The organism is Patescibacteria group bacterium (genome assembly GCA_041662965.1).
GTDB lineage: Bacteria > Patescibacteriota > Patescibacteriia > Patescibacteriales > GWC2-42-12 > JACPHD01.
In genome coordinates, this window is record JBAZRI010000002.1 from 121382 (window position 1) to 135378 (window position 13997).

The 13997-nt window shown below is 39.8% G+C and carries 17 protein-coding genes; 6 read left to right on the plus strand and 11 right to left on the minus strand.

Going from position 1 to position 13997, the window contains the following annotated elements; genetic code table 11:
• Positions 1 to 3: 3 nt before the first annotated feature.
• A complete protein-coding gene (locus WC639_02000) occupies positions 4 to 924 on the minus strand; it encodes a flavodoxin family protein (GenBank protein ID MFA6306548.1) in 921 nt (306 codons plus the stop codon).
• Between the two features lie 173 nt (positions 925 to 1097).
• On the opposite strand from WC639_02000, the gene WC639_02005 reads away from it, so the two are divergent.
• Together WC639_02005 and ychF are read left to right on the plus strand one after the other, a co-directional pair.
• Complete coding sequence (locus tag WC639_02005) at positions 1098 to 2261, plus strand: hypothetical protein (GenBank protein ID MFA6306549.1); 1164 nt, start codon at positions 1098 to 1100, stop codon at positions 2259 to 2261.
• A gap of 142 nt (positions 2262 to 2403) precedes the next feature.
• Positions 2404 to 3483 (plus strand): redox-regulated ATPase YchF, encoded by a 1080-nt coding sequence (gene ychF / locus WC639_02010; protein ID MFA6306550.1) that lies wholly within the window; start codon positions 2404 to 2406, stop codon positions 3481 to 3483.
• A 139-nt stretch (positions 3484 to 3622) separates the two neighbouring features.
• Here the strand turns inward: ychF and WC639_02015 are convergent, their stop codons facing one another.
• The 6 genes from WC639_02015 to WC639_02040 form a co-directional block, all read right to left on the minus strand.
• Positions 3623 to 3907: a hypothetical protein gene (locus WC639_02015; GenBank protein MFA6306551.1), complete on the minus strand. Its 285-nt coding sequence runs from the start codon at positions 3905 to 3907 to the stop codon at positions 3623 to 3625.
• Positions 3904 to 4113, minus strand: a complete 210-nt coding sequence (locus WC639_02020) for a hypothetical protein (protein ID MFA6306552.1) — start codon at positions 4111 to 4113, stop codon at positions 3904 to 3906. Before WC639_02020 ends, WC639_02015 begins: the two co-directional genes overlap by 4 nt.
• A 140-nt stretch (positions 4114 to 4253) precedes the next feature.
• Entirely contained in the window at positions 4254 to 4643 is a 390-nt protein-coding gene (locus WC639_02025) for a hypothetical protein (GenBank protein ID MFA6306553.1), read from the minus strand.
• Positions 4644 to 4691: 48 nt separating this feature from the next.
• Positions 4692 to 5816 carry a FecR family protein gene (locus tag WC639_02030; GenBank protein ID MFA6306554.1) on the minus strand — a complete coding sequence of 375 codons (1125 nt, stop codon included), beginning with the start codon at positions 5814 to 5816 and terminating at the stop codon, positions 4692 to 4694.
• Between the two features lie 44 nt (positions 5817 to 5860).
• Positions 5861 to 6442, minus strand: coding sequence for a cysteine hydrolase (locus WC639_02035; protein MFA6306555.1), 582 nt, complete (start codon positions 6440 to 6442; stop codon positions 5861 to 5863).
• 93 nt (positions 6443 to 6535) lie between these two features.
• Positions 6536 to 7795 carry a methyltransferase domain-containing protein gene (locus WC639_02040; GenBank protein MFA6306556.1) on the minus strand — a complete coding sequence of 420 codons (1260 nt, stop codon included), beginning with the start codon at positions 7793 to 7795 and terminating at the stop codon, positions 6536 to 6538.
• A 210-nt stretch (positions 7796 to 8005) separates the two neighbouring features.
• Between WC639_02040 and rpsF the strand changes: the two genes are divergently transcribed.
• The 4 genes from rpsF to efp all read left to right on the plus strand — a co-directional run bounded on the left by rpsF (position 8006) and on the right by efp (position 9992).
• A complete protein-coding gene (gene rpsF, locus WC639_02045; GenBank protein ID MFA6306557.1) occupies positions 8006 to 8491 on the plus strand; it encodes a 30S ribosomal protein S6 in 486 nt (161 codons plus the stop codon).
• A gap of 227 nt (positions 8492 to 8718) precedes the next feature.
• Entirely contained in the window at positions 8719 to 9183 is a 465-nt protein-coding gene (locus tag WC639_02050) for a single-stranded DNA-binding protein (protein ID MFA6306558.1), read from the plus strand.
• Between the two features lie 23 nt (positions 9184 to 9206).
• A complete protein-coding gene (gene rpsR / locus WC639_02055) occupies positions 9207 to 9428 on the plus strand; it encodes a 30S ribosomal protein S18 (protein ID MFA6306559.1) in 222 nt (73 codons plus the stop codon).
• Positions 9429 to 9434: 6 nt separating this feature from the next.
• A complete protein-coding gene (gene efp, locus WC639_02060) occupies positions 9435 to 9992 on the plus strand; it encodes an elongation factor P (GenBank protein MFA6306560.1) in 558 nt (185 codons plus the stop codon).
• A gap of 85 nt (positions 9993 to 10077) precedes the next feature.
• Here efp and recA read toward each other — a convergent pair whose 3' ends face one another.
• The 4 genes from recA to WC639_02080 all read right to left on the minus strand — a co-directional run bounded on the left by recA (position 10078) and on the right by WC639_02080 (position 13921).
• Entirely contained in the window at positions 10078 to 11115 is a 1038-nt protein-coding gene (gene recA, locus WC639_02065; GenBank protein ID MFA6306561.1) for a recombinase RecA, read from the minus strand.
• Between the two features lie 99 nt (positions 11116 to 11214).
• On the minus strand, positions 11215 to 11886 hold the full coding sequence (locus WC639_02070) for a helix-turn-helix domain-containing protein (protein ID MFA6306562.1): 672 nt from the start codon (positions 11884 to 11886) through the stop codon (positions 11215 to 11217).
• A 7-nt stretch (positions 11887 to 11893) separates the two neighbouring features.
• The gene (locus WC639_02075; protein MFA6306563.1) at positions 11894 to 12304 is read right to left on the minus strand and encodes a hypothetical protein; all 411 of its coding nucleotides are present in this window, start codon (positions 12302 to 12304) and stop codon (positions 11894 to 11896) included.
• Positions 12305 to 12499: 195 nt separating this feature from the next.
• Positions 12500 to 13921, minus strand: a complete 1422-nt coding sequence (locus tag WC639_02080) for an extracellular solute-binding protein (protein ID MFA6306564.1) — start codon at positions 13919 to 13921, stop codon at positions 12500 to 12502.
• Positions 13922 to 13997 lie beyond the last annotated feature (76 nt).

Sequence of the window (13997 nt, forward strand, 5' to 3'; positions counted from 1 at the left end):
TCGTTAGTTGGCGCTATAATCGTATTTCCAGTCAACGGGCTTGCGATCCCTCGCGATTTTAGCTGAATTAATTATATTTTGCGCCAGAAATTTTACCTCTTCCTCGTAACATTTATTGGTTACCAGCGGCTTGTCTTGATAAGTTGAATTACAGACGGAGGACATGGCATATACATAATTAAACGGCGGGAAAATCATGCCGCACCCGTTAAGGTACATATAAAAGCTTGATAGCGCCAATGAGGCGCCCTCTTCATGTCCGGTGATGATAAATCCGGCGGTTTTACCCATAAATCTTTTTAGCATGCCGCTGCCGGGCAGATTATTATCCGCCGTTAACTCAACAAACTTCATATGCTTAATATTCAACTCTTTATCTTTCGGCGTGCCGGGGCTGGCCGGCTTTAAGCTTCCGTCCAAACTGATCGTTCTATCTATAAAAGTTTTCATCAGGGTTGACATAGCGTAATTATTGACCGGCGTGGCAAAAATTATGGCGTCGGCGGAGAGAAGCTTGTCGTATAAAATATTAGTCATATCGTCGCCTTTCGGGGTATTTTTAGGGTAGCAGGAACAATAAAAATGGCATTGGGTATTTACCGTGGAATAGCAGGCTTTGCAATGTTTGATATGATATTTTTTTAATTGGATAAATTCGGTTTTAGCGCCGAAATTCGCGCAAAATTTCAGGCATTTTTTTAATAATTCTCCGGAGCTAGAATCTTCTTGAGACATATCCACAGCATCTCTGGCCGAACCGGAAATGCCCAGGACTTTTATTTTTTTATTCTTTCTTTGGCTTAATTTTTTCGCCTCGGCCATAGTCTCTCGCCGGATTTGTTTAAATCTATTCAAGGTCTTTAAGTCTATGTCTAAAATTTTCATCAATTCTTTATCTTTATATTTTATTTGGTCATTTCTCATATACTTTCATTTTAGCTTATTTCTTCTATTTTTGGAAGATAAAAAAGAAGCCGATAGGCTAAAAATAAGGCGATCTAGTTATTTACCAGAGATTGACTATTTTATGAAAAAAGAATAATATTATGATGACTTTTTGTTCTTATAAATTTTAAAAAGAAAAGGAGAAAAATATCATGCAAGGCGTAGAGAAATCTCATTGTAACGCGGCTATTAGAGCTGTTTTAGCGGCAGCTCGTGCTCTTTGGCAATCGACCGTTGAGGAAGCGCTAAGGCCAATCCTCAAATATGGCAAAAGCGATACTTTAGGCATGGACGCTATGCCCGAAATCACTATTATTGAAACTCTTAGGGATTATGATAGATTCAGCGTGGTCATCACCGAAGAAATCGGCGAAAGTGAAAAAGGCAAACTTAAAAATTATAATGATTATAATGACCATCGCCGTTTTCGCACTTTATTCATAAGTGATCCTACTGACCGATCAGCTCAAATAAAAGAATCTTTAGAAAAAGAGGAAGACAGGAGCCGAACAGTTTTAAGCGTTATAAAAGATCCGCAATTTCAAGAGAAATGGGAAAAAAATTTTGGGAAACCAGTGTGGGTCACTGGCGGTTCCTCGGCCATTACTTGTGTCCGACGAGGGATTCCAATTTTTTCAGTCATCGTTAATTACATTAATCGGCAATTATTTTTGGCATGCAGCGCCGGGTGCTATGTTATTGATTTACCTGATGATATGTCGGAGATTAATTTAGATAAGATTTTAATTACGGGAGAGAAGATTTTTTTTAGTGATACAAGCTCTCATGGCCAAATGAAGCGTTTTGCTACTTTTATGGGCAAAAGAGGTTATGAGGAAAATTTCATTGAAAGCGGATTTATGGATGAAAATGATATTAAGGAGAATCTTTTCTATAAATTTCCCGGAGGGCCTTCACGGGTGCTGTATCTGTCAATTTCACAGTCTAAAGATTTACCGATCGGATTTGTTTTAGCCAATGGGGAAAAGATAACGGAGTGGATCCATTGGTTGCCTTATGTGCGTTTCGCTCGCAAAGAATATGATCAAGGAGAGCCGGCATTGCGCCTGTTTGAGATTTATCAGGACAGGCCATGCACCAAGGAAGGGATTTTAATGTCTACGCCGCCGGCTTACAGTATTTTTAAGCCGGTAGATAATGATGGCCGCATGGTTATCAACGTCGGCCAATTCTCGTCCTTTCAGGATCCGAGCCAAATTCGCTCAACCTTAATTTTAGCTCCAGCTGATAATCAATGGACAAACCGCGTAGTAAACCAGTATGGGTTTCGCCCTATTGAGTTTTTTTCAGAATAACATCTGCTCCGCAGTTAGTTTATGCTAACTGCGGTTTTTTTATTATTTTTACAGGCGTGGCCGGTCGTTAAATTAAAATAATTTGTAAAATTCTTTAATCTCTGCTAAATTCAAGGAGTAATCATAATAATAATAATAAATTATGTCTTTATCTATCGGCATCGTCGGTCTGCCTAACGTCGGCAAGTCAACCTTATTTAACGCTTTGACCAAGAAAAAAGTCGAAGCTTCCAATTATCCCTTTTGCACCATTGATCCGAACGTGGGCGTGGTTAAAGTTCCGGACGAAAGATTGGCCAAACTGGCGATTATCTCAAAGCCTAAGAAAATCATACCGACCTATATTGAATTCGTTGATATTGCCGGCTTGGTTAAGGGCGCGTCAAAAGGCGAGGGCTTAGGCAACCAATTTTTATCCCACATCAGAGAATGCGATGCTATTTTAGAAGTGGTGCGCGAATTTAAAGATGATAATATTATTCATGTCAACGGCAAAATTGACCCCGAAGGCGACCGGGAAACCATCAATCTGGAATTGATTTTTGCCGATTTGGCCATCGTGGAAAAAAGATTGGATAAGGTTGCGCGGGAAGCTAAGAGCGGCGATAAAGAGATGATCGCCTTAAAGGCGCTATTGGAAAAATTAAAAGCCCAGCTTGAAGCCGGCCGAGCCGCGCGCGAGCTTGAATTAACCGATGAAGAAAAAAAAGAAGTTAAGAATTTAGGGCTGTTAACGATTAAGCCGATAATTTACGCTTTGAATATTAAGGATGACCTCACCCCTAACCCTCTCCTTGGCAAGGAGAGGGAGATAAATTGGAGCGGCGGAGTCATTAAAATCAATGCTAAATTAGAAGAAGAAATCGCCGGTTTGCCCGAAGACGAGCAGGCGGAATATATTAAAGAATTAGGCTTAGACCAAAGCGGTTTGGACAAATTAATCAAAGCTTCTTATGAAGCTTTAGGCTTAATAACTTTTTTAACTACCGGTCCGGATGAAACCAGGGCTTGGACGGTTAGCCGGGGCGCTAAAGCGCCGCAGGCGGCCGGAGTAATTCATACGGATTTTACCAAAGGCTTTATCCGCGCCGAAGTTATTAATTGGCAGAAATTTATTGAAGCCGGAAGCGAAGCTAAGGCGCGCGAACTAGGCTGGATCAAGACCGAAGGCAAGGAATATATCGTCCAGGACGGAGATGTTTGTAATTTCCTTATAAATTAACGCGAGACGCTTGTCCACCGAAGCTTTAGCGTAGGCGGAGAGATGTTTGTAATTTTTTGATAAATTAAGTTTATTTTTATAAAAAGAAAAGCCGCCGGGTTTAATTAACTCCGGCGGTTATTTTTTATTTTATTTAAAATTATATTTTTATTTCACCGAATATTAGTTTATTTGCTAACATGCATTCGATGAGAAGCTCTGGCGGAGATGGTGTACTCGCATGGTCGAATATTATTTTATAGGCATCACCGTATTGAGTTGTTTCTATGCGTGAGTTTACTCGCATTGCCTGTGAATTTCTACGTATAGCGTACACTACTTTGCCGGAACGAGAAAGTAATTGAAACTGGCCGTTTTTGTCCACGCGTATTTTATCAATGAACATTCTTTTAGACTGACGAGCTGTTTTAAATTTATAATTCATTTTTTACCTCCTTTTTGTTTTTTTGGTAACCTATAATATCGTTCGCTAAGGCCGATAGTCTTAGCAAGAGTTGGGTCAACTTTCAAGCGCATTCTGTATGCCTCCTCCATTGATGATTGGCCACTAGCCATTATTTTCATACGTTTTCTTGAGATTTCAAACTTTCTAAGATTAAAGCGAATCGGTTCAATTTTTTTCTTGGCCATCTTTATTTCTCCTTTTCATTAGTAAGAAATGAACGTTGGTTTTCGCCTTTCAATTTATTCTATAGTGGTAAGTTCCTGAAAAATATTTTGTAAAAGTGCGATATTATATAAAAAGTATTATTGGGCGTAATCAAAATTATTTATATTTTAGAATTATTTTTTGTTTTTTTAAACCAGCCAACGAGAAATAGCGCCCCTGTTAGAAAAGCAATTCCGGAAATTTGCACGGCCCAGGATAAATAATACCATTCAAAGCCTGCCGTGATAATGGTCGTTAAAATCATAGCGATATAGAAAATTCCCGCGAGGATAAAAGCAATTCCTCCGATAATTTCATACTTCCAAGAGGCCAATAGAATCGCCAATAAGATAAAGGCCGGAATATTATGGATTAACAAGGCTGTTATTGTTTGCCAAAAATTTAATCCGAGTGAAAAAACATCCAATGACATTAACGCTAAAAATATTATGAATAAAATAGCTAATATTCTTGGCGACCAATATAATTTTTTATTAATATTATTTTTCATATTTATATAAAAATTTTAGTTATTTCAGCCGGCTAGCTATATACGAATTTATTTTTTCTTTATTACCAAGACGGAAATTACGATTATCAGCAGGGCCGCGATTGGGCCGCCGATTATAAATTTTGTTTTCGTGGTTCCGGTAGTTTTCGCGACGGCTTCGTCAGTTTTCATTTCATTATTTGCCGCCGGCATAGCCCAAAGCGCGTTGTCCGCTTCAATATCAAATTTGACGGTTTCGCCAAGCCTGCCGATTGCCGCGGTTACCTCTTGCCCGGCCGCGATATCGCGGGATTCGTTATTGGCTTTGGCGGTAAAAGCGACTACCCCCTCAATAACTTTTAGTTTTGTCCCGGCTTCGTTTTCTTCCATTATAAAAGTTGTGCCTTTAATGCCTGCTACGGCTTGGCTTCCGTGAACTTCCATGGTGCCATCTTTAGCCATTTTTTTAACATTAGCCCAGATTCCGCCGAATAATAAACCTATCTTGCTTTGCTTCGGAATGGCGTCAATCACAATTTCTGTTTCCGGGCGCATTTTAAAAGTCGTCATGTCCGGAAAATCAAGATTTACCGTGCTGTCTTCGGCTGTTTTAATATGGCAATGCGCGTAAATAATTCTCCCCGGCTTTAAAACATCCCAGCTGTCAAAATCAGGGGGGCAGGCAATTTCCACCTGGCCGTTGCGATGGCTTATCTTAACGCCCGAATCTTCCAGCGGAGCATCGGGGTCATATTCTTCAGGAACATATTCGTCTTCGGATACGAAAATAGACGGATCGCTCACGGTCATATGGACTTGTACTCCCGGGATACTCAATTCAAAAATACGGCCGTCTTTTAACGGCACGCTGAACGTGAAATCTTCAGCCGTAGTGAACGTCGCTACGCCGTTCGGTCCGCCGGAAAATTTTCCTTTAAGGGTGACATAATCGTAATAGCCTTTTTCATCCGTAGAGATAAAGGCATCATCAACATATGACAGAGAAGACTCTTCGGCCATACTGCCTAAATTATAAAACGTCAGAGTGCCCGGCGTTTCCAGCCCGCTGTAGCCTTGGAGCATAAATGTGCCGTGGGCCACGCCTCTTTTGATTGCAGTGTACGCCGAAGCCGAATTTGCTAAAAACAGGAATGAGATTAAAAAAGCCAAGGAAATTATTATTTTTGTCTTCATAATTTCATATAACGTATCCGCGATAGGCGAAGTTTTAATTTCGCTTATCGCGTGTTAGGCGTTGTATCTGATTGCGATCGCATCAACTCCGCAATCTCATTATTATGCATTCCTCGGGCGACTGCATACTGCAAATATTTGATAGAATTTTCATGCTGCTCGACATCATAGGCGTCAACACCATCTAGGGCGAGAATAACTTCGTAATCATGTTGATATGCGTCTATGGCGGTAGTGCGAACGCATGTCATAGTGTTGATGCCGGTGATAACTAAAGTATCAATATCCAGCCGCCCAAGGAGATTATGTAAACCAGTATTGAAAAAAGCGCTATACCTTTTTTTAATGATTTCATGGTCGTCTTTTTTTCGATGAAGTTCAGGCAAAAGTTGGCAACCTTCGGTTCCCTCAATAGTTGTTGGTTTATTATTTTTTTTGTTGTAAAGAGGCGCATCCGAAAGGTCAGCTTTATATTCTTGACGAACCCAAATAACAGGAACATTCAATTCGTGGGCAACATCAACCAGCTCGTTTACAGAAGCTGCCAACTTTTGCCGGTGTTCTGCAAGCAAACCTTCTTTAAATAAGTCCTGCTGTAAATCAATTATTAAAAGCGCTTTTTTCATACGTGTTTAATGGTAGAGCAATCAGATATTTCGCCCAACAAGTTATATACGAACCTTATTTTTATTTTACCTAATTTTACAACAAAAATCAAGCTAATTTTGTTTTTCTAATATTACTATTTCCCGCCAGACTCTCTGCTCTTCACGGCCGTAAACCATGGTTTCGCGGCTGGTTAATTTTAGAAAAATATTTTTTTGCAGATTGGCCGGAATAGGGTTGACGATTTTTAGGCCAACTATATCGGGGTTGAGAGTTTTTCTTGGAACCGAGTCCGTGAGATTGCTTCGGTCGCTGGCGCTCCCTCGCAATGACAAGTGGTTTACCTTAAACACCGGCCAGATCATAACGATTCGGCCGGCGGGCTTTAAAATTTTTTTAAATTCCTTTAAGCTTTTTGAATAAAGCTGTTCAAGTTCTTTAACTACTTTGGCGATTTCAAATCCGCTATTTTGCGGGCCTAAATATGGCTCGGTGATAATAGCGTTAACCGAATTTGGCGCAATTTTTTTTGAAATTTGAGTTGCATCGGCATTAAAAAGTTTAAAGTTTAAAGTTGAAATTTGAAAGTTAGATTGAATCCAGACAAAATTGGTTTTTGTATCATTTAACGCTCTATTTGAGATGTCCGCGCCGATTATATTCTTAAATCCCATCAGCAGAGCCTCGGTGATAATCGTGCCCGAACCGCAGAACGGATCTAAAATGGTAACCTCACCCCCGCCCTCTCCTTTAGAAGGAGAGGGGGCTAATGCCAGATTTATCATAATCTGCGCCAGCTTAGGCGGCAGCATGCCGGAACGGTCGTCGCGCGCCGGCCGGCCGTAATCGCGGAAGGATAATTCTTTAAACGGCTGGACGGCTATGGTTTTTCCCAGAAATAATTTTTTATTAAATTCAATCATGACGATTTCCACGCCGCGGTCGCTGGTCAATTTGTTTTGTTCTACAACAACGCTGGATAAAGTCGGCTCGCGGCTTATAACCCAGCGGCTGTTTAGGCCCGCCTGCTTAAGCAGTTTTTTAAATTCCATGCCTAAAATTTTTATGTTAATCTTGGCTTTGCCGTAAAAAGAAATGCCAAAATTAAATTTTGACTCGCTTTTTTCCGGCTTGGAAAAACTGGCCATGGATTTTAAAATATCTTTAGGATTGAATGAAAATAACTCGCCATGAACAGCTCCGAATTTTATGACGCCGCCTATTTTTTTAATAATTTTAGCCTTTATTTCTTGGCTAATTTCTAAAATCGCGATATTTTTTTGAACCAATGAAAGTCGGCCATCATGAAAAATGGCCGCCAGTTCAGCCAGGGAAAGAGTCGGGTTAGAGCCTAAAATGAAGAAATATTTCATATTTTTCGTATTTGATTAAACCTTAGCATAAGAATTAAACCCTTGCAATTTTAAAAAAGCTGTGTTAAGGTGTAAATACAAATTAATATTATTTAACCTTTCCCACGCTCGCTTCGCGGGCAGTCCGGATAATTCCGGACTAAAGGTATTCTCAATCCCATGATTGGCTTTTAAGCCGCGAGAATATCTTGGGATTTTTTAGTAAAATTTATGTCAAAAGTAAAATCAGGCGAGACGCCTCATTACGAATTGCTCTACATAATTTCCAACAAGTTCAGCGAAGACGAGGTAAAACCAATTATAGCCAAAGTAAATTCTTTGATTGTAAATAATCAGGGAAAAATAACTTTGGCTGAAGATTTGGGCAAAAAAAGATTGTCTTATCCGATTAAAGGCTTCCGCTACGGCTATTATCTTTTAGCCGAGTTTGATTTGGCCGGAGAAAATTTAATTAATGTTGACCGCGCTTTGCGCCTGATGAATGAAGTTTTAAGGCATCAGATTATTACCAAGACGGTAAAAACCGCGGAGCAGATTGCCCAGGATAAAAAAATTGCCGAGAAAATCGCGGCCAGGAACCTTAAAGAAGAAAAAGAGGTTAAAGAGAAAATTAAAGAAACGGATAAAGAAAAAGTTGATTTAAAAGATTTGGATGAAAAGCTTGATAAAATTTTAGAAACCGACGATTTATTATAAAGCTTTAAAAACTTTTTTAGAAAAAGTTTTTAATATTTTCAAAAAATATAAAGTATCAAATTAAAATTTAATAGCGGGCAAAGCCCTACTGCCATTAAATTTTAATTTGATAAAAAATTATTATAATTAATTCTCCCGCCGCTTTTTGCGTTCGGGACCCCGCTTGTTCGGGATAAATTATTTACGGTTATCCGCCGATAAAAGGCGGAAGCCTAAAAAGCAAATTTATGAATTTAAACAAAGCCATGGTCATTGGCAATTTGACCCGAGACCCGGAAATTAGAACTACGCCAACCGGGCAGACGGTAGCTTCGTTTTCCGTCGCTACCAATTACGTTTGGACCGATCAATCAGGGCAAAAAAGGGATAAAGCGGAGTTCCATAACATTGTCGCCTGGAGAAGACTGGCTGAAATTTGCGGCCAATATTTAAAAAAAGGCTCAAAAATTTACCTTGAAGGCAGAATGCAGACTCGCGATTGGGTCGGCCAGGACGGAGTTAAGCGCTACCGCATGGAGATTATCGCCGAGAATATGATTATGTTGGATCGCGCCGGCGCTGGCAGTTCAATCAACCGCTCGGAAGAAGCGCCGCTGCCAAGCGAACCGGTAATTGATGTTGAAGAAGCCGTCGGCATGGGCGAGAGCAAAGAGAGCGAAGAAGAAATTAGAGTTGAAAATATACCATTTTAATAACATGAAATAGAATAATTTATATGGAAGATGCAATAAAAAAAGAAAAAAAATGCCATTTTTGCGCGAATAACGTCAAAGATATTGATTATAAAGACGCTAATTTACTGCGCCGTTTTATAAATTCTTATGGTAAGATTTTACCCAAGAAAAGAACCGGCACCTGCTCAAAACATCAGCGCAAATTAGCAATTTCTATTAAGCGCGCGCGAGTTATGGCCATTTTGCCGTTCACTAATAAATAAAGTTTTATGCTAAGCTTAAATGAAATTAAAATTGGCGCTTTGCTTAAAATTGCCGATGAGCCTTACGCGGTTATTAAAGCCGATCATCATAAGATGGGGCGGGGCGGGGCGGTTTTAAAGACTAAATTAAAAAATTTGCTTAATGGCAATGTTATAGAAAAAACTTTTCAAGGCAATGATAAGGCCGAAGAAGCCGAGACCGAAACCAACCAAGCGAATTATTTATATAAAACCGACGCCGAGGCTTGTTTTATGAATAATGAAAGTTTTGAGCAGTTTAATTTGCCTTTAGAGCAGATCGGCGGCAAGATGAAATTTTTAAAAGAAAGCACGGATGTTGACATATTATATTTTCAAGGCAATCCGGTTTCTTTAAAATTGCCCATCAAAATTTCCCTTAAGGTAACTAGCTCGCCTCCGGGGGTTAAAGGCAATTCGGCCGGCAATGTCACTAAAACGGTTCAGCTTGAAACCGGAGCGCAAATTAACGCGCCTATGTTCATAAACGAAGGCGATATGGTAATTGTGAACACTGATACTGGAGAATATGTCAGCCGGGCGTAAGATTTAAATAATGGATTTTAAAAAACAGAGGTTTAATTACCTCTGTTTTTTGTTAACTATATGAGTTTTTATAACTGTTAATTTTTTAGGCTTCAACTTCCCGCGCTTCTACTTCAGATAAAATACGTTTTCTGATTTCTTTCATTAATTTTTTGTCAGCTCGCAAAAATCTTTTGGCGTTTTCCCGGCCGACGCCTAATTTTATGTCGCCATAGCTATAAGAATTGCCTGATTTATTTACAACATTGTTAACGACGCCGGTATCCAATAAATCGCCGGAGATAGAAATGCCTTCATTATACATAATATCAAATTCACAAGCGCGAAACGGCGCGGCTACTTTATTTTTAACCACCTTAGCTTTAACACGATTGCCGATAATTTTATCGCCTTGCTTAATCTGGGCCGCCCGCCTGACTTCAATCCTGACCGAAGAATAAAATTTTAAAGCCGTGCCGCCGGTCGTGGTTTCCGGGTTACCGAAAAAGACGCCGATTTTCATCCTAATTTGATTGATGAAAATAACCACGGTTTTAGTTTTGGAAATGGTGCCGGTTAATTTGCGCAAAGCCTGACTCATTAACCTAGCCTGGAGCCCCATATGAGAATCACCCATATCGCCTTCAATTTCTTTTTGCGGCACTAAAGCGGCGACAGAATCAACCACCACGACATCAACCGCGTTGGAGCGGACTAAAGTTTCCAATATTTCCAAGGCCTGTTCGCCTGTGTCAGGCTGGCTGATTAGCATTTCTTTGACGTTGATGCCTATTTTTGCCGCATATTCCGGATCTAAGGCATGCTCGGCGTCAATAAAAGCGGCGATACCGCCAAGTTTCTGGACTTCGGCGATAATATGCTGGGCTAAAGTGGTTTTGCCCGAAGCTTCCGGGCCGAAGATCTCAATAATCCGGCCGCGCGGCACGCCGTTTATGCCTAAAGCAATATCTAAAGATAAACAGCCGGTAGGTACGGCATCAACGTCAGATTTTCTGGCGTCGCCAAATCTCATAATCGCGCCTTCGCCGTATTTTTCTTTGATTTGCTCTATGGCAGTCTCGGCCGCCTGCATTTTTTCTTCAGCTTCGCTTTTGTCTTTGTCAGCCTTAATTTTAGTTTCCATATTAATGATTAATTTAATAAATTAAAAGAGGTACAAAACCCCCTATTATCTATATAATAGACTATTTTAAATCGGTTGGCAATAAAGTAATAATTTTTGTCATTTAACCAAGACCTGCCTAATGACAGTGCTGCCGCGGCCCTGCTTTTTGTTGGCGGTTATGGTTATAATATTAATGCCATTTTTTAGGCTGATAGTCTGGGAAAAGCCGCCGTTTTTATCGGTTAAGACGGTTTGGCCGTTAATTGTTAAGCTGGCTTCGGCTTCAGTTTGGCCGGTGATTTGCAAAGAAGTTTGGCCGGTGATTAAATCGGCCGCCGGACTATTTATAATTAGCAACGGGGGCGAGATTATTTTATTAACGCGGTAGCCCAGATAAATAAAGCAAACGCAGATAATTAAAAAAATTAAAACGTTCTTTAAAATTTTAGGCATGGCTAAAAGATAGCGTTTTTTTACAACCTGTTTTGAAAATAATTCTTTTTGCCTTTTAGGCTCGATGATGTTAGTTTCAGTTTCGTAATCCTCGGCCAGTTTTTTATAGTCCAAGCCTAAAAAAAGCGCGTATTCGCGCAAAAAGTTCTTTCCGTAAACTCCGTGAGGCAGTTGATCGTATTCGCCTTTTTCCAAAGCAGTTAAATATTTTTCGTTGATGTTTAATTTTTTAGCAATTTGGGAGAGCTTTAGTTTTTTGGCTTGCCGGGCGCTTCTTAGTTGTTCGGAAACCATCTCGGAGTCCAGATAGATTTTATTGGATTTAAATAGAGACATTGGTTGTTTATTTAAACCATCCAGACGTGAACCAATTTGAACCAGTTATACCTAAAGACTTAAAAATAAAATATATAATGGTATAGCTGGTAAAAACGATAGCTAGGCCGATAACCGCGCCGATTAAAGTCTGCTTGCCTCGAGCTACCATTTCGGCTTTGCCTCCGGAAAGCATCATCATCAGTCCGCCGGCCACAAAAGCCAAAAGCGATAGCGAGCCGACAATGCCTAAAATAATACCGGAAATACTGACTGCAATTCTAGTAAAATCATTTAGCTGGCAATTACCAGAATCAATACAGCCTTCACTGTATTTTGTTTTATCTAAAAGCGACTCAGCATTTACAGTTAAAATGCCGATAGCAAAAACATTGATCAGCAGCAAAAGTATAATAGAAATTTTAAAAATGTTTTTCATTCATTTTTTTGTCATTGCGAGCTTCTGCAAGAAGCGAAGCCCGCCCGCCGCGCAAGCCAGCTTGCTGACGTTGCGGGCGCGGCAATCTCGCGAATGACTTATTAAATTATAGTTGCTATATTTTATAAATGAATATGTCTGTGAGATTGCTTCGTCGCCCCGCCAAGGCGGGGCTTCTCGCAATGACAATGGTTATTATTGGCTGGCTGGCGCATTAACCGTCTGCCCGACTTTACTAACGGCTAAGTTAATGGCATTTTCTATTTTATCTTGGGCTGATACTACCGTGTCAACCATATCGGAGAATATTTTTTCCATAGCGTTTGAATCAGCGCCTTTATACCAGCTTTTAGCCGTTAGAACTTGCTCGGTAAAAACGCCGATATCCAAATCGTCAATTTGCTCATTTACCAGAGCGCGCAAAGCCGTAGGTTTTTTAGCTTTAGCCAGATAAGTTTTAGCTTGATCGGCCTTAGTTTCAAACTGAACAAAATCCCAGGCTTCATTAGCGTATTTGCTTTTGCTGGAAACGGTTTCCAGCCAATAATTGGCGAAATTAACCGGCGTATTGCCTTCAATCTGCGGCAGTTTGGTTATGCCGAAATTAAGTTTTGGAGCTTGCGCTTTTATAGTCGGCAAATGGTAGGCATAGCCGAACATAATGCCTAATTTTCCTTGGGCGAACATATTTAGGGAATTATCAAGATTTTTATTCCAAGCATAAACTTCTTTAGCCGGATTGGCAAAATCAGAATAAAAGCGTAGCGCTTCCAGCCCGGGATTGTATTTTTGGTCTTTAAAAGTTTCCGGGATTTTATTAAACAGCACTTGACCACTATCATCCATCATTACCGCTCCGTTCTGCATCATTAAAATTGATAAAATATCACTAGAGCGTTCAATATTATTTGTGCCGCCTAGCCCAGCGCCTGATTGGATAAGTTCTCCCTTATCATTTTGTTTAGTCATTTTTTTAACGTCTTGCTGAAATTCATTATTCCAATAAGTTGGCGGTTCGGCTATGCCGGCGTTATTAAATAAGTCTTTATTGTAATACATAGCCAAAGTGTCAACGGATAGCGGCAAGCCGTAAATTTTGTCTTCGTATTGTTTAGTTTTTTCGTCTAAAGCCGAAACGACCGCGTCTTTATAAACCGCGTCAACGAAATTATTTTTCAGGTCATTTAGACTCAAGCTTTTAGTAGTTCTTAATTCCGGAATAACTTCTTTTTTTATGGTGCCGCGGACTATAGGGTAGGCCATAGTGATAGTCGCCGGCATAGGCGTGATTTTACTTAAATATTTTTTTGTCCAGGTATTATGGATGGAAAAAATATCCGGCCCGCGGTCTTCGGCTAAAGCGTTTATAAGCTCGCTTTCATATTCGCTATAGCGCAATTTACGGTAATTTATGGTGATAAAAGGGTGCAGTTTTTTATAAGTGGCCAAAATTTCCTCAAAAGCGTCTTCGCCGTCATAAACCCGCCAATAAGTAAGTGTAATCGGCTTCATGGCTTCCTGAGTTTGCTTATTGACCAGCGCGCAGCCGAAGCCGGAAGTCATTATGAAAATAAAGACAAGAGATAAAATAATAATTTTTTTATTTATATTTTTCATAAATTTTATTAGAAGTTCAAAATGTAAAAATAAAAATGCAAAATGACAATGTAAAATTAAAAATAAATTTTTGATT

What these genes read in the sequence shown, in the direction of transcription:
- WC639_02000 (MFA6306548.1), bottom strand. Translation starts at nt 924, where the DNA reads ATGAGAAATGACCAAATAAAATATAAAGATAAAGAATTGATGAAAATT.
- WC639_02005 (MFA6306549.1), top strand. Translation starts at nt 1,098, where the DNA reads ATGCAAGGCGTAGAGAAATCTCATTGTAACGCGGCTATTAGAGCTGTT.
- ychF (MFA6306550.1), top strand. Translation starts at nt 2,404, where the DNA reads ATGTCTTTATCTATCGGCATCGTCGGTCTGCCTAACGTCGGCAAGTCA.
- WC639_02015 (MFA6306551.1), bottom strand. Translation starts at nt 3,907, where the DNA reads ATGAATTATAAATTTAAAACAGCTCGTCAGTCTAAAAGAATGTTCATT.
- WC639_02020 (MFA6306552.1), bottom strand. Translation starts at nt 4,113, where the DNA reads ATGGCCAAGAAAAAAATTGAACCGATTCGCTTTAATCTTAGAAAGTTT.
- WC639_02025 (MFA6306553.1), bottom strand. Translation starts at nt 4,643, where the DNA reads ATGAAAAATAATATTAATAAAAAATTATATTGGTCGCCAAGAATATTA.
- WC639_02030 (MFA6306554.1), bottom strand. Translation starts at nt 5,816, where the DNA reads ATGAAGACAAAAATAATAATTTCCTTGGCTTTTTTAATCTCATTCCTG.
- WC639_02035 (MFA6306555.1), bottom strand. Translation starts at nt 6,442, where the DNA reads ATGAAAAAAGCGCTTTTAATAATTGATTTACAGCAGGACTTATTTAAA.
- WC639_02040 (MFA6306556.1), bottom strand. Translation starts at nt 7,795, where the DNA reads ATGAAATATTTCTTCATTTTAGGCTCTAACCCGACTCTTTCCCTGGCT.
- rpsF (MFA6306557.1), top strand. Translation starts at nt 8,006, where the DNA reads ATGTCAAAAGTAAAATCAGGCGAGACGCCTCATTACGAATTGCTCTAC.
- WC639_02050 (MFA6306558.1), top strand. Translation starts at nt 8,719, where the DNA reads ATGAATTTAAACAAAGCCATGGTCATTGGCAATTTGACCCGAGACCCG.
- rpsR (MFA6306559.1), top strand. Translation starts at nt 9,207, where the DNA reads ATGGAAGATGCAATAAAAAAAGAAAAAAAATGCCATTTTTGCGCGAAT.
- efp (MFA6306560.1), top strand. Translation starts at nt 9,435, where the DNA reads ATGCTAAGCTTAAATGAAATTAAAATTGGCGCTTTGCTTAAAATTGCC.
- recA (MFA6306561.1), bottom strand. Translation starts at nt 11,115, where the DNA reads ATGGAAACTAAAATTAAGGCTGACAAAGACAAAAGCGAAGCTGAAGAA.
- WC639_02070 (MFA6306562.1), bottom strand. Translation starts at nt 11,886, where the DNA reads ATGTCTCTATTTAAATCCAATAAAATCTATCTGGACTCCGAGATGGTT.
- WC639_02075 (MFA6306563.1), bottom strand. Translation starts at nt 12,304, where the DNA reads ATGAAAAACATTTTTAAAATTTCTATTATACTTTTGCTGCTGATCAAT.
- WC639_02080 (MFA6306564.1), bottom strand. Translation starts at nt 13,921, where the DNA reads ATGAAAAATATAAATAAAAAAATTATTATTTTATCTCTTGTCTTTATT.